Here is a 21996-nt window from a genome sequence, read left to right on the forward strand (position 1 = left end):
GTTTATTTTTATTCGTATAATCTCAAATTTTATATAATAGGTATTTCCAATTATTTAGTAAAGGTGATAATATGCTTTCTAATAATATGGAATTAGAATTAAATAAACAAGTAAATGCAGAATTGTATTCTGGATATCTCTATTTGTCAATGGCTTCTTATTTTGAAGATGAAGATTTGCCTGGTTTTGCAAATTGGATGAGAGTACAAGCTCAGGAAGAACTGGAACATGGAATGAAAATCTATGACTATATAATTAGGAGAGGAGCTTCTGTTACTTTGGAAGCTATTGAAGGACCTCAAACTAAATGGGACTCTCCATTAGCTGCATTTGAACATGTATTATCTCATGAACAAACTGTAACTGGTCTTATTAATAATTTAGTTGATATTTCTATTACAGAAAAAGATCATGCTACCAATAATTTCCTGCAATGGTTTGTTGAAGAACAAGTTGAAGAGGAAGAAAATGCAATGGAATTGGTAGGTAAAGTAAAAAGAGCACAAAATTCTGTTGATTTGATGTATACACTTGACAGTGAACTTGCTAGCCGTGTTTACACTCCACCAGCAGATAATGAAAATTAAAAAGGTAATATTTTACCTTTTTTTTATAAGTTATAGACTTCCTCTGGAGGTACTATAACTATTTCATTTTTAATTAAAGCATCTATTAATGCATCTAAATTATCTGTATGCAAAAGTAAGATTGCTTTATCTTTTTTATCATGAGTAAATGCATATAAATACTCTAAATCTAAGTTATTTTCTTTTATAGTTTTTAAAACAAATGACAATCCACCAGGTGAATCTGTCATTTCAATAGCTACTATGTCAGTTGTTTTGACCAGATAGTTTTCTTCAAGTACTTTTTCTCCTTTTTGAGGATTATCTACTACAACTCTTAAAATACCAAAATCAGAAGTATCTGCAAGTGAAAGAGCTCTTATATTTATATCATTTTCAGATAAAGTTTCAAGAGCATCATATAAGCTTCCTTTTTTGTTTTGCAAGAATATTGATAATTGTTTTACTTTCATACTGTTCATTTTAATCCCCTTAATGTAAATTTCTTTTATCTATAACTCTTTTAGCTTTTCCTTCATATCTTGGAAGGCTTTTTGGTTCAACTAATGTTACTTTTACTCTTATTCCAGTTTCATTTTCAATAGATTTGGCTATTTTGCTTTGAATATTAACCATTTCCTTTACTCCATCAAAGAAAAGGTTTTTAGAAGCTTCCACTTTTACTTCTATTTGGTCTAAAGTTCCAGGTCTTGTAACTATAATTAAATAATGAGGCTCTACATCACCTACTTTAAGTAATGCTTTTTCTATTTGAGATGGGAATATAGCTACTCCTTTTACTTTAATCATATCATCTGCTCTGCCGGTTATTCTGCTCATTCTTGCACTGGTTCTTCCACATTCACATGGTTCGTAGTTAAGTGAAGTTAAGTCTTTTGTTCTAAATCTGATTATCGGCATTCCTTCTCTTTCAAGGTTTGTTAATACAAGTTCTCCTTTCTGATTTTCTCCTAAGGTTTTGCCGGTTGCTGAATCAATTATTTCGGGATAGTAAATATCTTCAGCTATATGCAATCCTTTTTGAGCACTGCATTCCATTCCTACACCTGGTCCCATAAGTTCAGTTAATCCGTAAATGTTGTATGCAGGTGCTCCAAAGAGATTTTCTAGTTTTTGTCTGATTTCTTCACTCCACATTTCAGCTCCAAATCCGATAGCTTTAAGATTCATATCTTTGGGATTGATTCCGTCATCTTCAGCTACTTCAGCCAAATGAATTCCGTAAGATGGTGTTGCAATCAAACAGGTTACTCCAAAGTCTTTCATTATTTCGATTTGTCTTCTGGTCTGTCCTGTTGATATAGGCACTATTGTTGCTCCAACTTTATGTGATCCGTAATGAACACCAAATCCGCCAGTAAATAATCCGTATCCGTGAGTATTTTGAATAATGTCATTTTCACCGATGCCCATCATTCCCAAACCTCTTGCAGTTGTTTCTGCCCAGGTATCCAAGTCTTTTTTGGTATATCCTGATACTACAGGTTTTCCGGTAGTTCCTGAAGAGGAATGTATTTCTTTTATGTCTTTCATATCAACTGCAAAAAGACCATAAGGATAGCTTTCTCTTAAATCATCTTTTGTGATGAACGGTAATTTTTCTATATCTTTTAAAGTTTCAATATCTTCAGGGAAAACTTCACATGCTGTATATTTTTTATTGTAATATGGAATTTTGTCAAAAGCTCGTTTCACTGTTTTTTGAAGCTTTTTCAATTGTAGTTCTTCAAGTTCTTCCCTTGGCATACATTCGATTTTCTCATTCCAAAACATAAATTGGCCTCATTTTATTTTTAATAATAATATATGTTTCTTATTAGCTTTAAATGTTTAGATGTTTTTACAATAAAAAACAGTATTTTATTAAAGTTAATATTTATTAATAAGTAAAAATTCAGGTTTTTAAAGAAATTAAAGAATAATAAAAAAAAGAAAAAAGAAAAAATTATTAATTTAGTGTTTTACTCTTCATTTTTTCGTTTATAATAACCATAACCAAATATTAGCACCATTACAACAACGCAAATAATCAGTGATATAGGCATATCTCCTTTTGTAGATGAACTGGAAGATGTATCTTTAGATACTTCGTAAGATTTTCCGGATTCCTGTTCAGAAGCTGAAACTTCACTGCTTGAAGAGGACGGATTTTGGGAACTGTCCATACCAATACTTGAAGATATTTGAGAGTTGGATCCGCCATAGCTTATAATACTGGATTGTGTTGTACTTGTAGCTTTTGATGAACTTTGACTTTCGTCATTTGAATTTTGATTATTTGAATTTGTTGGAACAAATGAATTGGCAAAAATGTTATTTTGAGTAGCCTGATAAAGTTGGTCATTAAATTTAGCCAGTAAATCAGGATTAATGTATTGTGTAGCCCATTTTAACATAGCTATATTACCACAGCTACAATCACAGCATGCAACACCGTTTACAATTATGGAATTTGCCCACATTGTTGCTAAATTTTCCAGTGTTCCTTTATCTGTTTGCCAGTAGCCGTTATATGCAGCAGTTAAAAGGGTTCCTGCAGATGAAATAAATGCATAATTATTGTTTCCGCTTTGTAACCAGTCAGTTACTCCTAAATTGTATTTGTCTTTGATGTAAACATTATATGATTCATCCCACATCCAGTTGTTTACTGCATTCGGTCTTGTTACAGCCCATCCAAATAAATTATTCAGGAATTTATTGGATATATAACGTGCTCCGCTGTATCCTTCATTCATCATTCCAAGTATCCAATTTGGATTGAAGTATCGGGTTGCTGTTTCTTTAGACAATACAGTTTCAATGGAACTGATATACGGTTTGTCTTTATTACCATACATTAACACATTCATATTAGGAGTTTTTCCATTAATATATGAAACTGCCATTGAAAGACCGCCCCAGTAATCAAAGAAATCATCATTATCTGCAATGCCGTAAACATTTGTATTACGGCTGACAATAATGTCATCAGTATTATTGAGAACTCTTGCAAATACTACAGGATTTGTTTCGCCCCAGTAATTTTTAGAGTACATATTTCCCATTCTGCCTAAGTAAAATTTAGCTAAATCATTAGTATTATTCCATGTCCAACTTAATGAAACGGATTTGGCAATACCTGCTCCATAATCTCCATTTGGCGGTGCAAATACGCGGGTAATAGCTACTTCTCCGGCATATGTATTATTATAGCCCAAATTTTTGTAGTATATAAAATCATTAACCCAATGACGAGCTACATAATTTTCATCAAAAGATTCAGATCCGACTCCATAATATCCGATGCCTTCCATTACTTTATCCAGTGCTTCTTTCATGTCTTTTCCATATTTACTTTCCATCAATGTTTTATTATTAATGATAGTTAAATATGATCTAGCTAAAGCTACTCTAAATGCATTGTCTAATAATGAAACCTGGGTGCTGTATAAATCTCTAAAGTTACCGCTTGTAATGACAACAACATCTATTCTTTTTTTAGCCCATCCTTCAGGTCTGAGCAAATCTTTTAATCCGACAAATTTTGGCATTATTTTGGTTTTGGTACCGACACTGTCACCATCTTCAGTTTTACCTCCGGCACTTGGAGAAGAAGTATAAACAGGTTGCATACCTAACAGATATAATACTACTGAAATTAAGGCACCGTTATCTCTTGCTGTTTCAACACACCAAATTCCCATTGCAATTTTTTGTGTTTTTTCATTAAGAGATGACAGTGTAAGCAATGTCAGTATTTTGGCATAGTTATATGCTTCTTCTGTTGGCAGTTCCTGTGATTGATCATGGAAGAAATTTCCACCAGTCGGCAGTGAATTAATATTAATTACATCTCCATCAGAAACAACAGGGATATATTTACCATTTAATCCATTAATAAATGATGTTAATTCATTGTTTATGGAAGCATAAATTAAAGAAATGTAATATCTTCCATAATTCATTGCAGCAATTAAACTAGGGCTGTCTGAGCCTAAAACATTAGCTACTGTAGTACTGTTTGAGAATATTAATGCAGCTACTATTTGTTCACTTGTGTTTAATACTTTATCTCTTTCTAGGGCATTTAATTCAGAATACTTTTTAGAAAAGAGGTATTTTGCAACTTCATCAAATATTGTGGTGGTTATTCCATCATATGTAAACTCCTGGGACAGTGCAGCAACTACGCTACGACTAATGTCAGTTACTGTCCAATTTTGACCAATAGCATGCAAACCTAATGGGTAAAGGGTATTTTGAACTTCAAATAAAAATTTATCTGCAGATTTAACTACTTCATTTAAATTTAATTTTTCAAATTCCTCCTGAGTTAATCCCATAGATTGAATATAATTATTTCTTTCAATTAATAACTTAATGCTGAAAGCTATTGTATCTTTTTGAGTTTTATCGGTAGTATTTTCATATTTATTTATTAAATTAGCTATTGCAGTTAGGTTGCCGTAGAGACTGGTATAAGCTAAAGGTGAGGTTAAATGAGTAATCATAACTGCAAATCCTCTTCTTTTTGCTTCTAATCCTTCTCCTAATCCGTCAGAAATATAGAAATATATCTGTGGAACGTCACCAACTACAATTGATCCGTAATCAGTTGTTGACAGTAAAACTTCTTTTCCAGGTAACCATTCATGTGTTGCATGTCTTCCAATAAAAACCATAGCTGAGGAATATTCTTTTTGCATATAATAATATGCAGCCAGATACTGGTGTGTAGGTGCTACTGCAGAACTATGATATAGTAAATCTGATTTAGCTTCCCATCCTCTTTGAGGTTCTGGAGCTATGAATATGTTACCGAATTTTAAACCTGGAATTACAAAGTATTCTACTCCATTTTTTGTAACTGTCATAATGTTTCCAGGAGCTTCTCCCCATCCGTTTAATCCAGGAATATTCAATGCTTTCCATTGGGATTTAAGAGATAAATATTCCTGATAATCACCATCTTTTCCTGTTTGTAAGTATTTGTTTAAAGCCGCAACGATTTTATTTAAAAGCAGGACTCCACTTTCAGTATAATTTTCAGGTAATAATGATTTAACGCCATTATACCAGTCATTAATTATATCTTTCATTGGTGAGGTATAATTAATAGCTATTGCATTTCTAGCTAACTGACCAATATATGCAACAGGACCTTCAATAACTTGGACTTTAGAAATTGGTTCCAAACTATTAAACCAGTTTTCATATTCTGCAACTGGCAATAATACGATATTTGGCTGATTGGATAATTTTTCCAATTCTCCAGGAGCCCAGGTTGCTACATTAATACCGCTTTTAATCATCATGTCTTCAAGTTCCTTAACAGTTGTTGGGAGTTTTCCCACATTATATCCCTGTGATTTAAGTTCATATAATAGATTATAAACACTTGTAATTGAATCTAAATAACTTGATCCGATATTTTGTTTTCCTGGAGGATAGTTGAAGTAAACTAAAGAAATCTTTTTGTCACTGTTAACTGTATATTGTAAATTTATCCAGGAAACAATTCTTTTAGTAAACAAATCAATATTTTTTTCATGAGCTTTAAAACCACTTAACTGAGCTCCGGTTTTTGAAGAAATTTCATGAGTAACTCCTCCAACAAATGTTGCTTCAATAATGCCCTGTGCTTCACCAATTGCTACATGCCACCATTTATCACTACGATTCCCAGGAAGCCCTGTAGCACTTAATTCCCATTCTTCATTACTGACATAATCAGAATGAACCGCACGAAATACTGGAACTCCTGCAGTTTCAAAGTACTTGGTTGTATTATCAAATAAATTTCCTCCAATACCATATGCAGGCATTGAAATTATTGCATTGACATTATTTGTATATTTCAACGGATTATTTAAATAGGCTTCATAACTTGGAGCATTGGTAAAGTATTTTACCATTACTTTTAACTGGTTTTCAGACCCGCCAGCCGCTACAACAGGAATAACATTGCATCCTTTAGCTTCTAATGATTTGATTAGTGCATAGTATGGCTGTAATTGACCGTTACTTACATACATATTACTTTCAAGTAAACCCACAGTATATGGTCTTGAGGAATCAAAATATTTCTTTTTATATTCTTCAAGTGTCATGTACTGTTCTCTAAATATTCCGTATTCATAGGTTTTACTAAAACGCGGATCGGAATATTTGCATTCATATCCGGTAATATTTAAAGCCCACAATATTTCATTTATTTGATTTTCTTTGTTATTGTAATTTTTATATAACACTGCTTTGTTAAATTCTTCATTGACTAATTTTCCATCCCCATTTGTAATATATTCGTAATATACATTGTAATTTTGCCCTCTTTTAGTCATTGAAAAGTAATTGTTTAAAAATTCTTCAGTATATATGCTTTTATCTGAAAATATTTTTTTATGATTTATTGTTGAATTTCTAACCAAGTGTAAATTTTTTGCTTGAGAGCTACTGGATGTTTCTAAAAATAAAAACAATTCTTTATTTGATAGATTTGGATATTTTAGTAGTAAATTAGTAAATACTGAATCAGCATCAGAAGTTAACCAGTTAATAATAACAATATCGCTAGTTTCCACAAGAGTGTATAACTCATTTTCATTCATTTTGCAAATTTGATTACAGCTTCTAACCTGTATATTTACATCTTTGTATGTGTTTAGGATATCGCAGGCAGCATCATTTAATATGTTTGTCCCAGGATTATCGCTTATTAGTAATGCCTTTTTAGGAAGGTTATTTTCTTTAATTACATTACTATAAGATATTTTATACGGTGGGAAGCTGCATTCATGAGAATCATTTTCACAGATACTGTTTTCTTCCAAGTTGATTTCTATGCTATCAGCAGTTGTTTCAGTTATATTTTGAATTTCAGAGTTTGTTGTGTTTTCCTGTGCAGAAATTGTCGTTGGACTTAATGATATAATTATTGCTAATATTATTATAAATGGTATTATAGGTGAAAAATTTTTTTTATTACCTAAATTCATATATTACCTCCTATTGAAACATAATCAGCTTATTTGATTAAATCACTATATTTCTATTCTTTTTTAATGGGTGTCCGCCAAAATTGATTTTTGATTTTTCGTCAAAAAAATTTTTGGGCTTAATTTTTATTATTTTTAATATATTTCAATTAATTTTTGTTTATTTTATTTTATTTGGTTTAATTATTTTTTAAATTATTGTTTAGTTTTATTTTATTCTTATTTTTGATTTTTAATGGTTTTAAGACAGTTAAGTTTATATACTTTGTTGTACATATTTTATATTAGATATAAGTTGTTTTGGTGTTGTTATTTATGGTTAAAAGAAAGTTTGATAGGAATCAGGCAAAATTGGGCATTAATACTCTTGATTGGAATGTTCCGGAGAATCATATTTCTCGTTTTGTTGTTGAATTTGTTGAAGAAGTTTTTCCACTTTTAAATATCAAAGAACCCAAGAAAAAGAAAGGAAGAGACTCCCTTCCAGTGGATTCCATGTTAAAATTGCTTATTTATGCCAAAATCCAACATATTGATAGAACATCAATAATTGCAGATATGGCGCGATACCATGATATATTTAAATACGTGTGCGATGATATTAGACCTTCTGAAAGATCAATCCAAAGATATCGAAGAGAATATGGCCATTATTTTGAAGTATTGCTGCAAATGACATTAAAAAAGGCCTTTGATGAAGGATTCACTGAATTTAATCACGTTGCCATTGATGGAACCATCAAAAAAGCATACAATTCCAACAACAACACCATTACAAAAAAAGAAACTCAAATATTGATCGATTACTACGAAGGACGACCTATTGACCCTGAATGTCTTGAAAAACTTCACAAACCTGCTCAAAGATTATTGGAAAAGAAAGACATAGATGATGAAGATAAATTAGAACTATTATATGGAATAAAAACACAATTTACATTCACAGGACAGGATAAAATTCCAGTAAATGATATAGAAGCAAGATTTATGAAAGGAAAGAAAGGAAACTTCATGGTTGCTTATAATATCCAATCTGCAGTCGATTATGATACCAAATTAATCTGTGCAATAAACGTCACACAAAACCCGACAGACCACTACGAACTACCAATAATCGCAGAAAGAGCAATAAGAAACATTAACACCACACCAAAGTATATAAGTGCCGATACAATATACTTAAACCAAATATCACTATCATACTTAGCAGATAAAAAAATAGATGGTTTAATACCAAATAGAAAGCAAAGTAAAGAAAAAATAGGAAAATTAAATCCAAATCCATACCATAAAGACCATTTTGAATATGATTATGAATTAGATGCATTCAAATGCCCAAAAAATCAATATATGCACTTTTTCGCAAAATACATCGAACCACACAAAGATCCAGAAAAACCAGACAAAATAAAAAGACTCTACAACAATTATGAAGCCTGTAAAAACTGCAAAGCACGAAACAAATGCTTAACAGGCAAACAAACACACAAAACCATCACAGAATACGGATCAGAAATGCAAAAAGCAATGAACGAAAAAATGGAAAAACAGGAATATAAAGACGAATATAGCAAAAGATCAAGCGTTGAAGGACCATTTGGAATATTCAAAGAACAATTCCAAATAGAAAAAGAAGTAGTCATCGGAATGGTAAAAACAGAAGAAAGAATAAACTTAGATGCATTAGCATATAATTTAATACGACTACACAACATAAAACAAGAAATAAAAAACACAACAGAAGATTTAGAAGATTTCTGCGAAAGCACATCCATTAAAAACCAATTAAAACTTGATGTAACAATATTTTAAAAAAAATCAACAAGTCAGCCAAAATTCAATTTTGGCGGACACCCTAATAAAAAATAAAAATTTTAAAAGTTCTGTTTCAATATTTTATTTTTATTGATTTAAAATTTAATAAATTTAACTATATTAGTATTACTTATCTGATAAAAAAATAGATTTAAGTAATACTTTTATTTTAGCTAAATTTTAAGTATTACTTTTTTTGAAATTATTAATTTATAAGTAATACTTTAAATACCTATTTATATTACATTTTTTATAATAAAGTTCATTAAACAATTTTTTCATTGTTTAATAAATTGAATCCTTATAAACGAGGTTATAGGAAGATGAATGTTAAAAACAAATTTTTTTTTTTATATTGGTTGCATTGATTGTTGGTTTGTTAACAATTAATGGTGCATTTGCAGAAACAGCTGATTCAATGCCTGAAATTGATCAGGGTACTGTTTCAGGTGATGCAGAATTAATAAGCACAAACCCTTGGAGTACCACAGGAAGTCTTGAATATGCAATTCCTGATGGTGTGCAGGAAATTACTTCTGCTAAGGTAATTGTAAATATCTATTCAGGTAGTGGAAATTCGGAAACCTATGCTTTACACTCAAATACTACATTAAACACAGCAGGAAATAGTAAGGTATTGGGATATGAAAATTTAACTTATGTTGGTAATCAGGCTGGTGATTCAAATGTGTATGTGATTAATAATCATACTACAAAACAGTATTCTGATTATCAAATGGTTTATGATGTTTTAGGTGATTTAAAAGATTTAGGTCCTAATTCAAAAATTAAAATAGATGTAACTAGCACTCCATTTGAAGGTAAAGCTTTTGATGGACGAATAAAAATGATTGGATTATTTATTGCATATAATGACGGGGACAGCGACAGTATCACATATTGGTTAAATGTAGGAATGTCATGGACTCAGGGCACTGTAAGCAATTTAATTTATACAAAAAATTACACTGGTGACATAGGTGAAGTTAACTTTGAAGCAATAATGTTGTCTAGCAATAACGGAGCATATAAGTTTAATGATAATCAACTGTTTATTCCAGAAGACACTATAGTAAAAGATTATTATATATATAATAAATGGGATGTTACAGATTATTTCCAAATAGGAGATAATAATAATTTTACATATTCTGCACTATCTCAGGGATATGGTTCTATTAAATCAAGTGTTCAATTACTTAAAGTAATTAACAGAGAATCTCCTGTAGTTACTACTAATATTGCTTCAGAATATAAAAATTCTATTTATGCTGGTGTTACTAATAATTTAACTATTACAGTTAACAGCATTAACAAGGATTTAACTAATGTAACTGTTTATGTTTATGATAATGGCCGTGTTGTTGGTTCTTATTTGGTTGATTTTGTAAAAGCTAATTCTTCCAAATCAGTAAATATAATAGATTCTTTTATTAGACCAATTGATGAAAATACTGTTTTAGGAAACAATAATACCAATGTTGTTTACAGAGTTATTGTTGAAGATAAAAACGGTATTTTAAATGACACCAACAGCAGTAATTTTATGGTGGTTTATAACGGTAATTTAGGAAAAGATTTGGCATATCCTGCCATGAATGCTACAATTACACGTGTTTATGATATTAGTGGTGATGTAATTATTTTAAATAAAGATGATTCATCATATTTAGGGTCCAAGAGTACAAATGGAAGCGACACATGGAATATTGATTTTAAAGGGGAGTTAAAAGAAGGATTGTTATATGTTTCATATAACTGGAATAAGCAAGCTGATGTAAGTGATTGGATAGTTACTTTCAATAATAAAATCATTACACCAATTGTCCATTACCGTGACCAGTCTAATTTAGGAGCATACGGCAAACATGGCTACGGACTTGCAGTTTATAATGTTACAGATTTAATCAATAAAGGATTAAATACTTTTACTTTAAATAAAACAAGTGGTTTAACTGCTGTTTATCCAAGTTCTTTATTACTTTTAACTAATAATGAAAATGGCGCTAGTAAAACTGTTTATATAAGTGAAGGTGCGGATTTACTTTCTAAAACAAATAATAAAAATTTGGATGTCGGAGCTTATACTAAATTTAACATTGACTCCACTTCAATGATTAATTCCACATTATATGTTTTTGCAGCAGGCGGACAAAAAAATGAAGGAAACATTGTTTTTAATGGTGAAATAAAAAGTGATGTATGGAATAAGACTTCAAATTCAATTGATTATTATACTTTCAACACCGATGGTTTAACTAAAGACAATAACACTGTATTTTTCCAGTCTACAGGTTCAACTATTCTTGCATTACATCAGATACTTGTTGTAGAACGTGAAAACATACAGTTAACAGTTGAAGATCTTGAAAAATATTATGGTGGATCAGAAAGACTTAATGCTACTTTAAAAGATGGTGCTGGAAATCCGATAGCTAATAAAACTATTACATTTACTGTTAATGGTAAAAAATACAATAAAACAACTGATTCCAATGGATTTGCATCATTGGTAATTGGCTTAATGCCTGGAACATATGATGTAACAACAATGTACGGCAATATGTCTGTTTATTCAAAAGTTGTTGTTAAAACTACTATTGAAGGTAAAGACCTTGTTAAAATGTATAAAAATGAAACTCAATTCTTTGCAACTTTCTTAGGCACTGATGGCAAACCGTTATCTAACACTGATGTAACATTTAACATTAATGGTGTATTTTACACACGTCAAACAAATGAAAATGGTGTAGCTAGGTTAAATATTAATTTAAGACCTGATGTGTATATTTTAACTGCTATTAATTCAGTTACTGGTGAAAGTAAAGGATTTAATATAACTGTTAAACCTTTAATTGAGTCAAATGATTTAACCAAGTACTACAGAAATGATTCTAATTTTGAAGTAAAAATTTACAATAAAGATGGAACCCTTGCAATAAACAAAGAGGTTACATTTAATATTAATGGTGTATTCTATCAAAAAACCACAGACAGCAACGGTATAGCTAGGTTAGGTATTGCTTTAAGACCTGGAAATTATATAATTACCACTATCGTTGACGGTTTGGATATAGGTAATAATATAAATGTATTGCCGACTTTAGTAACAAGTGATCTTTCCATGAAATATCTTGACGGCAGCAACTTTACTGTGCAGACATTAGACGGTCAGGGCAATCCGTTAGCTAAGCAAAATATATTATTTAACATAAATGGTAGATTCTATTACAGAGTAACTGATGATGAGGGTATGGCATCATTGAATATAAGATTAATGCCTGGAGAGTATATCATTACTTCGTATTGGAATGATTTCGAAGTTGGAAACACAGTAAAAGTAGATTAAAATTTAAAAGAGAATTTTACAATTCTCTTATTTTTTTAAAATAAATTTTATATAGTTTAAAGTAGAAATGGTAAATATGTAATTAATGTATTATTGATTATATTGAGGAAATAAATATGGATATGATGAGTGTAATGTGGCAATTTGGTGTACTGGCTGCTGTAATCATATTTGGAATAAAAATTGGTTTGGCATCTGGTCTTGCTAACTTGTCAAAAAAATTATTTGCATGTATCTGTGTCGGTTATGGTGGTGGTGTTTTATTATGTACATATATTGCATCATTCTTTGCTGAACAGATTACTGAAGCTATTTATAGTTATAATACTGTTTTTTATATAATTATGGCATCTATCATGATTATCGCGGGATTGTTTACTATAAGAGAATGGAAAGTTCATGATAAAAATACAACTACTGCTACCTGTTTAGCGGTTGTTGCTCCTTGTCCATGTTGTTTTGGAGCAATTATTGCTTCTGTTTTAATTGTAGCACCTACTGTAGGTTTTTCATTTATGGGTTTAAGTAAATATGTTGCAGCAGCATTGTTAGTTGTTATGATTGTAACATATTTTGTATCCAATACTATCATTAAATTTATAGATAAGCCTTATCCTATTGTATTGGGAAATTTCATGTTATTTTTAGGTGCTTATTTCTTGTTGTCAGCTATTGTAATACCAAGTATTGCCCAAGCAATGCAGGGGCAATTTGGCGGAGTAACTATGATTGATTCCCAATCTTTAATTTTAATTTTAGTTGCTTTAGTTGCTTTAGTGATTGTAGGTGTAGTTTTATATAAAAGAAGTGATAATTTATTAAAATAAGATTTAGGTGATATTAAATGAGTTCAATACCTGGTACAGAATATTTAAGCGGAGCTTTAAATGTTATATCTCAAAGTTTAACAATTCCCGTAATGGTTTTATTATTAATAATTGCTATTATTTCTGTTATTGCTTTAGGTGGATTTATATCTGAATACACATCAATGAAAAAAGTAGGTGTCGGAAAAATAAGGGATTTAATATTTAAAATTAATACAGCAAGTTCTATTGATGATTTAATGAATATTATATCTAGTTCTGATATTCCAAAATCTCAAAAGAAAGTTTTAACTGAGATTGCAAAATCAGAAGCACTAGATAGTGATTCCAGAGAAGCTTTAGCTCGTAAATTAGTAGAACATGAAGAAGAAAAAATTGATAAAAGTTTAAGAAATACAGATATTATTACCCGTGTCGGACCAACATTAGGGTTAATGGGTACTTTAATTCCATTAGGTCCTGGTCTTGCAGCATTAGGTGCTGGGGATGTAAATACCCTTGCAGATGCATTAACTATTGCATTTGATACTACTGTTGTAGGTATTGGTTCCGGTGCGTTATGTTATTTCATCTCTAAAATTAGAAGAGGTTGGTATGACCAATATCTTTCTGATTTGGATGCGTTATCTGATGCAGTTCTTTTTTTCATGAATAAACAGTGATTTTATGGTTAGAAGAAAACAAAGAAGGAGAAGAGCTTCTGATGATGACATAGATCCTATGGCAGGTACAACAAACCTTGTTGATGCAATGCTTGTTCTTGCATTAGGTTTTTTAATATTTGTTGTAATTAGTTGGAATATGCAAAGCGTTATTTTTTCCGACATGAGCCAAGATCAAAAGCAGGCAGTTATGGAATCTATGAAACAGGTTTCAGAAGTTACACAAGGTCAAGAATTAAATGATACTCCAGACACATCTCAAAGTTCTGGACAAGGTTTCACTGAGCTGGGAAAAGTCTATAAAGATCCATCGTCAGGGAAACTGATTATGGTAGAAGGTTAATCCTTCTACATTTAACTTCTTTTTTTTAAAATTTTATTTATCAGTATTTCTTTAAACATTTTTACATAAAAATTAAGCAATATTTTCTTCTTATTCTATCAACAGCATAAACATAATAAATTATAAATACTCAATCAATTAAATAAAATAAGATAAGGTGATTAAGTAATGGAATTTTGTCCTGAATGCGGAGCTATATTACTTCCTATGAATAAAAAATTAAAATGTAAATGCGGATATGAAAAATCTTTATCTGATGAAGTTAAAGACCAGTATGAAGTTAAGGGAGAAACAAATCCTAAAGCAGAAGTAATAGTTACTGATAATAAGAATGTAGCATTGCCTACTACAACAATTACTTGTTATAAATGTGGCGGAACTAAAGGTTACTGGTGGACAGTACAAACAAGGTCTGCAGATGAAGCTCCAACAAACTTTATCAGATGTGCAAAATGCGGAAACACATGGAGATCCTCTAACTAATTTTTTAAATATTATTAGGTATAAACTATTATACTATGAAAATGCTTCAGAAGACATTAAGGTCAGTTGTAGATAATCCCAAACATATTTTCAAACTAGCTGTTCAGGGAATATTTGTAGGTATTTTTGCCGGAATAATGGTCTGTTTATACAGATTTCTTTTATATTCCTCAGAAAGTATTTTAAGAAATTTTTTGGAATTCATTAATGGAAATATTTTTTTAATTATACTTTGGTTTATTATATTAACTATTTTAGGATTATTTACAGCTTTTTTAGTAAAATGGGAACCTGATAGTGTTGGCAGCGGTATTCCTCAAATTAATGCAGAAGTTAAAGGTTTTTTAAATACTAACTGGCTGAAAATTTTAACAGCTAAAATTAGTGCAGGTGTTTTAACAGCACTTGGAGGTTTGTCTTTAGGTCCTGAAGGTCCTTCTGTTCAAATAGGTGGAATGGCCGGAAAGGGAATCTCAAGAATTTTTAAAGAATCAAGAACAGATGAACTGAGACTTATTTTAGCAGGTTCAACTGTAGGTATTACAGCTGCCTTTAATGCTCCATTAGCCGGAGTAATTTTTATAATTGAAGAAATCAATCACAGTTTTGATAAAACGTTGATTTTTATAGCACTGACTGCATCTGTTGTTGCTGATTTTATATCCAAATCCTTTTTTGGTCAGGCAACAGTTCTGAATTTTCCATTATATAATCTTCCACTATCATCTTACTGGCTTTTGATTGTTTTAGGTTTGCTTTTAGGTATTTTAGGTTATGTTTATAATGTTGGAATGATTAGGGCAAATGACAGATTGGCTAAACTCTCGAATGTTCCACTTGAAATTAAATTCGTATGTGTATTTTTAATATCCGGTGTTGTAGCATTGTTTATTCCTGAAATCTTGGATGGAGGACATTTTATGTTAAATATGCTTGATGTAGCTATTCCGTCATTGGGTATTTTGATATTTTTACTTGTAGCTAAGTATCTCTTTTCAGTAGTTTCCTTTTCAACCGGAACTCCTGGAGGAATATTTTTGCCTCTACTGGTTTTAGGAGCATTTATTGGAGCTATTTTCGGTTCTGTTGTAATTCCTATTTTTGGTCTTGAAAGCTATCTGATATACAAGTTTATTGTTATTTCAATGGCAGGATTTTTTGCAGCTACTGTAAGATCTCCAATTACAGGTGTTGTTTTGCTCTCTGAGATGTGCGGATCAACAGAATCTCTGGTAGCTATGCTGATTGTAGCTATTATTGCATATGCTGTTCCTATGCTGCTGAATAACCGTCCGATTTATGAGTCTTTATTTGAAAGATTACTGGCTAAAAATAATCATGATTTTATAAAAGACCATTCAAAGCATATTTTATCAGAATATGTTGTTCCTTCTGGCTGGAAGTATACAGGTAAGCCAATTAAGGAAATTCCTTTTCCTAAAGGATGTATTGTAGTTTCAATTACCAGAGGTGGAGAATATATACTGGCTGATGAGGATATTACTATAAATTATGCAGATCAGATTCACATGCTGATGGACAGCAAAACTTATCCTTTTAAAAATGATGAAATGGGTGAATTAATGAGTAAGGTGATATAGTGAATCCGATATTTAAAAGAAAAAGCATCAGAAATTTTAGTGATGAGGAAGTCAGTACATATAAAATAAAAAATTTAATCAGGGCAGGAATGCAGGCTCCTTCAGCTTTTAATTCTCAGCCATGGGAATTCATTGTTGTATCTGATAAAAAGGATTTAAAAGCTGTTTCTAAAATGAGCAGATATGCAAGACCAGCTGAAAATGCTCAAAAACTGATTATTGTTTTGGGAAATACAACAAAAGATAATGTTGTAATGCCTATGATTCAGCAGGATCTGTCTGCCTGTACACAAAACATACTGCTTCAGGCAGTTGCTGAGGGTCTGGGTGCAGTCTGGTTGGGATTTTACCCAATTGAAGATAGAGTAAATGCATTAAGGGATTATTTTAATATTCCTGACCATGTTATCCCATTTTCAGTAATAGCTATTGGTTATCCTAAAGAAGATAAAGAATCTGAAAGCAGATATGATGAATCTAAAATTCATTTAGGTAAATATTAATAGTAATAAAAATATATTTTATTTTAGTAAATTATGAGGTTAAATAATGGTAAGTGTAAACTTAGAAGCTAAAAAAACCGTAGATGTAATGATTGAAAAACAAGATGAATTAAACATTGCTGTTAGTCAATTGTCAAATGGTGCTACAATTATTGATTGTGGTGTAAATGTTGATGGAAGTTTCAAAGCAGGTGAACTTTACACTAAAGTTTGTCTTGGTGGTCTTGCTGATGTTGGAATTTCTATTCCTGGTGATTTATCTGAAAAATTCGCTCTTCCTTCCGTAAAAATTAAAACAGATTCCCCAGCTATTTCCACATTAGGATCTCAAAAAGCAGGATGGTCTGTATCTGTAGGAGATTTCTTTGCACTTGGTTCCGGTCCTGCTAGAGCAATCTGTAAAAAACCGGCTGAAACCTATGAAGAAATTGGTTATGAAGACACAGAAGCTGATTTAGCTATTTTAACTTTAGAAGCTGATGTATTGCCTGGTGAAGATGTTGCACAATACATTGCTGATGAATGTAATGTGGATGTTAAAGATGTTTATTTACTTGTAGCTCCTACCTCTTCCCTTGTTGGTTCTATCCAAATTTCCGGAAGGGTTGTTGAAAACGGAACCTACAAAATGTTGGAAGCTATTAAATTTGATGTAACTAAAGTAAAACATGCTGCAGGTATTGCTCCTATTGCACCAATTGACCCTGACGGACTTAAAGCTATGGGTAAAACTAACGATGCAGTTTTATTTGGTGGAAGAACTTACTACTATGTTGAATCTGATGAAAATGATGATATAGCTGATGTTGCAGCTAAATTACCTTCATCTGCAGCTGACGGATATGGTAAACCATTCTTCGATGTATTTAAAGAAGCTGAATTTGACTTCTACAAAATCGACAAAGGAATGTTTGCTCCTGCAGAAGTAGTTATTAATGATTTAACTACTGGTAAAGTCTACAAAGAAGGATATGTAAACGTAGATTTACTTAAAAAATCCTTTGGTGTAGACAACTAAATTTAATTATCTTTTATCAGATAACTTTTTTTTATTTTTTTCTGGCCTGTTTGAGGCTTTTTTTAAGTTTTCCTGAATATTTTATACAATATGTTTAAATACTTATTTTTCAATAAATAAATATTAACTCACAGTTTGAGTGATTTTTATTTAAATTAATTTAAAAAGGAGGACTTTAAAATGAGTTTAACTGAGATTTTCAATGATGCTTTAAAATATCCATTTTCAGATATGACTAAATTTTGCATACTTGGAGTTATAATGGTTATATCTTCATTAGGTTCTTTAGAACTTGGAAATGAAATAATTTCTTCTGTTTTAGGTCTTATTGGTGTTATAGCTTCTCTTATAACATTGGGATATGGTGTAAGTGTTGTAAAAAATGCTATTATAAAATCTGATGAAATTCCTGATTTTGATTTGCAAACAAATATTGTTGATGGATTAAAAATGGCAGTAATAAGTATTGTATACTATATCATTCCATTTGTAATTGCTGTTATTGTAGCTTTTGCATCTGGTTTCTTTAATCAAATTGTAGAAATTGCAACTTATGCTTCCCAATATGGTCCTAATTTTGTAAATGTGATTCCTGAAGATGTAATGTTGTCTTTAGTAAGTTCTGCAGCAATAACTATTATTATAGGTATAATATTATTTGTTATTTTCACCTTGTTGTTTTATATGGGTCTTTGCAGATTTGCCAAGTATAACAGTTTGTCTGAAGGTGCTGATATTCCTGAAGCAGCTCGTGATTTAGCAAGGATTGGTATTGGTAAAGTTATTGGTTGGATGATTTTATTATTTGTCATTATAGCTGTTATTACCTTTATTGAAATGTTTATTTCATCAATTCCATATGTAGGTATTTTAATTTCAGCATTTTTAATTTCAACATATAATTTATTTATTGTATACAGATCAGTTGGTTTATTATATTCAGCTATTGAATAAAACCAATTTTTTTTTCTTTTTTTGATGATTAATTTTAAATAGTTAATTAGCAATAATATTTCATTGGAGAGTGTTTTAGATGAATATAAGTGAGATTTTTAGTGATTCATTTAAATATCCAATTATTGATATTAGAAAATTTGCAATATTCGGTATTGTTGTTGTTTTAGCTACTCTTAATGTTTCAGCAGCTAACAGTTCAGTTTTACAGATAATTTTAAATGTTGTTTCATTTGTTGCAATTATTTTAGTTTTAGGTTATGGATTGGATGTTGTGAAATATGGATTTAAGCAGGCTAATGAGTTACCTGATTTTGATTTTAAAACAGGTTTTGTTAACGGTTTAAAACTTTTTGTAATTCAGTTCTGTTACTTGATAGTTCCATTAATTCTTATATATATTACGGCTTATTTATCAGGATTTTTACAGTCTTTAGCTGGAATAATGAAATCATATTATGAAACTGGAATGTATTCAATTTCAAATTCATTTTTAACTTCAATGGCAGTTACATTTATTATAGCAGTTGTACTTTCTATAGTTTTCATGTTATTTGCTAATATTGGAATGGCCAGACTGGCTAAATATGATGATATTTTTGAGGCAGTGAATCTTTCTAAAGTTTTTAAAGATTTAAAAAAGATAGGAATAGCTAAAAGCATCGGATGGTTAATTGTATTGATGATTGCTGGTTTTATTATAATCCTTGCTGGAGTTGGAATTTCAATGATTATCCCATTTGCCGGTTCAATTATTGCTTCATTTATTGTTATATCTTATTTCTATTTATTTTATTACAGATGTGTTGGTTTATTATATTCAAATATATAAACCATTTATTTTTTTATCTAAAATTTAATATAGCTTTACTATTAAATATTTACATACGGAACTTTTTATTTTTAGAGGTTGTTAATATGAATTTAGGGGAAAATATTAAAAAATCATTTTTATATCCGTTATGTGACTATAACAAGTTTGCAATGCTTGGAGTTTTAACTGTTTTTTCTTTTTTAAGTTCAATTTGCTCTTCATTTGGTGCGGATAATCCGTGGGTAGTTATTGTAGCTACTTTAATTGGAGGTATAATTTCAATGTATCTTACAGGTTATTCTGTTTCTGTAATCAAATGTGGGATTAATGTTAAAGAGGAAATTCCTGATTTTAAAGTAGGTAGAGATATTTTAAACTTTTTCAAATATCTTGTTATAGGTTTAGTTTATACAATTATTCCGTTGATTATTATTTTTATTACAGTTTTTGGAACTGGGATATTGGAAATATGGACTAATATAGCTCCTTATATTCAGTATGGAAATGCAGATATTCCGCCAGCATTGCTTTCCAGTTTCATGTTTGCTGTTTTCATTACATTTTCAGTAACTGTTATTGTTTTGGTTATTCAAATAATTTTTACTAATTTGGGAATTGCAAGAATGTTAGCTAACAACAGTATAACTGACGGATTGGACTTATTTGAAGTTTTTAATGATATTGGAAAAATAGGCTGGTTTAAAACTGTCGGATGGTTTATTGTAATATGTGTTTTAGATATGATATTTTTTATAATTTCAGTAGGAATAATGCTTATTCCATATGTTGGAGTTATTATAGCCGCATTTTTCATGTTAACATTTACAAGATTATTTAATTCATATTCAGTAGGTTTATTATATTCTGATGCTTATAAAATCAATAAAAATCAGGAGAATATTAAAGATAATGTTTTAGAAGATACTTCAAAGGCTGAAAAGACTGATGTTTTAGAGGAATATGAAAAAATTATTGAAGGTAAAAAGGAAGATACAATAGACAGTATGTATGGTGAAAAAGATGAGTAAAAAAGTAGTTATATTACATGGCAGTCCCCGTGTAAGTGGAAATAGTGATATATTAGCTAAAGAATTTAAAAAAGGAGCAGAAGATGCTGGAAATGAAGTTAAAAAAATTTCATTTCCAATGAGATTTATTAATTATTGTAAAGGCTGTTTAGGTTGTGTATCTTCTGGAGAATGTGTTATTCATGATGATATGTCTGGGATTTTAGAGGATATGGCAGATGCAGACATTATTGTATTTGCAAGTCCTATTTATTTCAATACAATCAGCGGACAAATGAAAACAATGATTGACAGATTAACTCCAAAAGCTAAACAGTTATGTGATAAAGATTATTATTTCTTATTTTCAGCAGCTACTGATAATCAAAAATCATTGGATCCTGCAGTTTGTGAGTTAAGAGGATTTTTAAATTGCATTGGTGTTGAATCTGAAAAAGGCATTGTTTTTGGTTTAAATGCTGAAAGTGAAGGTGAAATTAACCATAATGAAAATGCTTTAAAGCAAGCTTTTGAATTTGGAAAAAACATTTAATTTGTGATTAATTTCACATTTATTTACTATTTTTAACTTCACTTTACTGTTTTTTTTAAGATAGTATTAAATATTGTTTAAAACATATTATGTAATAAGGTGAAGTAAATGAAATTTAAAATAACCATTAATGATAATGAGTATCATGCAGATATGGTGGATTGTGAGTTAGTAAATCAGATAGCTGACATGTGTCCTTTTGAAAGTACTTATAAACAACATCTTCATCATGAATACTTTACTAAATTGCCAAGTACTGTTAATGATGAAGGATGTCCACTAACTACATCTATTTTAAAAAATAAAATATACTATTATCAAAAATGGAACTCACTTGTTATTGTTTATGAAGATGCTAATGTTAGTCCTTATGAATTAAGTTATATTGGTGAATTTGAGGAAGACGTTAGTGAATATCTTCAGGAAATGGGAAGAAACATCTTTGTTGAAGTAGATGCAGAATAATTTCTATTTAAAAAGCTATATTATCTATGTTTCATATA

General features: G+C 30.3%; 18 protein-coding genes. 15 read left to right on the forward strand and 3 right to left on the reverse strand.

The genetic code is table 11. The features are described 5' to 3' along the window. Positions 1 to 71: 71 nt before the first annotated feature. A complete protein-coding gene (locus K4897_RS00090; protein ID WP_250416130.1) occupies positions 72 to 587 on the forward strand; it encodes a ferritin in 516 nt (171 codons plus the stop codon). 23 nt (positions 588 to 610) lie between these two features. Here the strand turns inward: K4897_RS00090 and K4897_RS00095 are convergent, their stop codons facing one another. From K4897_RS00095 to K4897_RS00105, 3 genes are all read right to left on the reverse strand, one after another. Beyond that, entirely contained in the window at positions 611 to 1048 is a 438-nt protein-coding gene (locus K4897_RS00095) for an ACT domain-containing protein (protein WP_250416131.1), read from the reverse strand. 10 nt (positions 1049 to 1058) lie between these two features. After that, entirely contained in the window at positions 1059 to 2360 is a 1302-nt protein-coding gene (locus tag K4897_RS00100; RefSeq protein ID WP_019268493.1) for a phenylacetate--CoA ligase family protein, read from the reverse strand. Positions 2361 to 2548: 188 nt separating this feature from the next. Then, positions 2549 to 7564 carry a cobaltochelatase subunit CobN gene (locus K4897_RS00105; protein WP_250416133.1) on the reverse strand — a complete coding sequence of 1672 codons (5016 nt, stop codon included), beginning with the start codon at positions 7562 to 7564 and terminating at the stop codon, positions 2549 to 2551. A gap of 315 nt (positions 7565 to 7879) precedes the next feature. Here K4897_RS00105 and K4897_RS00110 point away from each other — a divergent pair, with 315 nt between their 5' ends. The 14 genes from K4897_RS00110 (at position 7880) to K4897_RS00175 (ending at position 21958) form a co-directional block, all read left to right on the forward strand. Further along, positions 7880 to 9376: a transposase gene (locus K4897_RS00110; RefSeq protein WP_250415666.1), complete on the forward strand. Its 1497-nt coding sequence runs from the start codon at positions 7880 to 7882 to the stop codon at positions 9374 to 9376. A gap of 358 nt (positions 9377 to 9734) precedes the next feature. Next, complete coding sequence (locus tag K4897_RS00115; RefSeq protein ID WP_250416136.1) at positions 9735 to 12728, forward strand: DUF3344 domain-containing protein; 2994 nt, start codon at positions 9735 to 9737, stop codon at positions 12726 to 12728. A 116-nt stretch (positions 12729 to 12844) separates the two neighbouring features. Next, complete coding sequence (locus K4897_RS00120) at positions 12845 to 13555, forward strand: DUF2162 domain-containing protein (protein WP_019268250.1); 711 nt, start codon at positions 12845 to 12847, stop codon at positions 13553 to 13555. 17 nt (positions 13556 to 13572) lie between these two features. Continuing rightward, the gene (locus tag K4897_RS00125; protein WP_019267099.1) at positions 13573 to 14217 is read left to right on the forward strand and encodes a MotA/TolQ/ExbB proton channel family protein; all 645 of its coding nucleotides are present in this window, start codon (positions 13573 to 13575) and stop codon (positions 14215 to 14217) included. Positions 14218 to 14221: 4 nt separating this feature from the next. Beyond that, complete coding sequence (locus K4897_RS00130; protein WP_004033690.1) at positions 14222 to 14560, forward strand: DUF2149 domain-containing protein; 339 nt, start codon at positions 14222 to 14224, stop codon at positions 14558 to 14560. Positions 14561 to 14728: 168 nt separating this feature from the next. Further along, the gene (locus K4897_RS00135; RefSeq protein ID WP_004035169.1) at positions 14729 to 15043 is read left to right on the forward strand and encodes a transcription factor S; all 315 of its coding nucleotides are present in this window, start codon (positions 14729 to 14731) and stop codon (positions 15041 to 15043) included. 35 nt (positions 15044 to 15078) lie between these two features. Then, positions 15079 to 16644, forward strand: coding sequence for a ClC family H(+)/Cl(-) exchange transporter (locus K4897_RS00140; RefSeq protein ID WP_250416138.1), 1566 nt, complete (start codon positions 15079 to 15081; stop codon positions 16642 to 16644). Beyond that, positions 16644 to 17147 (forward strand): nitroreductase family protein, encoded by a 504-nt coding sequence (locus K4897_RS00145; protein WP_250416140.1) that lies wholly within the window; start codon positions 16644 to 16646, stop codon positions 17145 to 17147. Before K4897_RS00140 ends, K4897_RS00145 begins: the two co-directional genes overlap by 1 nt. A 46-nt stretch (positions 17148 to 17193) precedes the next feature. Next, entirely contained in the window at positions 17194 to 18165 is a 972-nt protein-coding gene (gene mch / locus K4897_RS00150; RefSeq protein ID WP_019265522.1) for a methenyltetrahydromethanopterin cyclohydrolase, read from the forward strand. 180 nt (positions 18166 to 18345) lie between these two features. After that, positions 18346 to 19119 (forward strand): DUF4013 domain-containing protein, encoded by a 774-nt coding sequence (locus K4897_RS00155; RefSeq protein ID WP_250416142.1) that lies wholly within the window; start codon positions 18346 to 18348, stop codon positions 19117 to 19119. Positions 19120 to 19198: 79 nt separating this feature from the next. Then, positions 19199 to 19951: a DUF4013 domain-containing protein gene (locus K4897_RS00160; RefSeq protein ID WP_250416145.1), complete on the forward strand. Its 753-nt coding sequence runs from the start codon at positions 19199 to 19201 to the stop codon at positions 19949 to 19951. Positions 19952 to 20037: 86 nt separating this feature from the next. Next, the gene (locus K4897_RS00165) at positions 20038 to 20961 is read left to right on the forward strand and encodes a DUF4013 domain-containing protein (RefSeq protein ID WP_250416147.1); all 924 of its coding nucleotides are present in this window, start codon (positions 20038 to 20040) and stop codon (positions 20959 to 20961) included. After that, a complete protein-coding gene (locus K4897_RS00170) occupies positions 20954 to 21493 on the forward strand; it encodes a flavodoxin family protein (RefSeq protein WP_019267104.1) in 540 nt (179 codons plus the stop codon). The genes K4897_RS00165 and K4897_RS00170 overlap by 8 nt, the downstream gene beginning before the upstream one ends. Before the next feature lie 108 nt (positions 21494 to 21601). Then, positions 21602 to 21958: a cyclophilin-like fold protein gene (locus K4897_RS00175; RefSeq protein ID WP_019265525.1), complete on the forward strand. Its 357-nt coding sequence runs from the start codon at positions 21602 to 21604 to the stop codon at positions 21956 to 21958. The last annotated feature ends 38 nt before the right edge of the window (positions 21959 to 21996 follow it).

This window comes from Methanobrevibacter sp. TLL-48-HuF1, assembly GCF_023617305.1.
Classification (GTDB): domain Archaea; phylum Methanobacteriota; class Methanobacteria; order Methanobacteriales; family Methanobacteriaceae; genus Methanocatella; species Methanocatella intestini.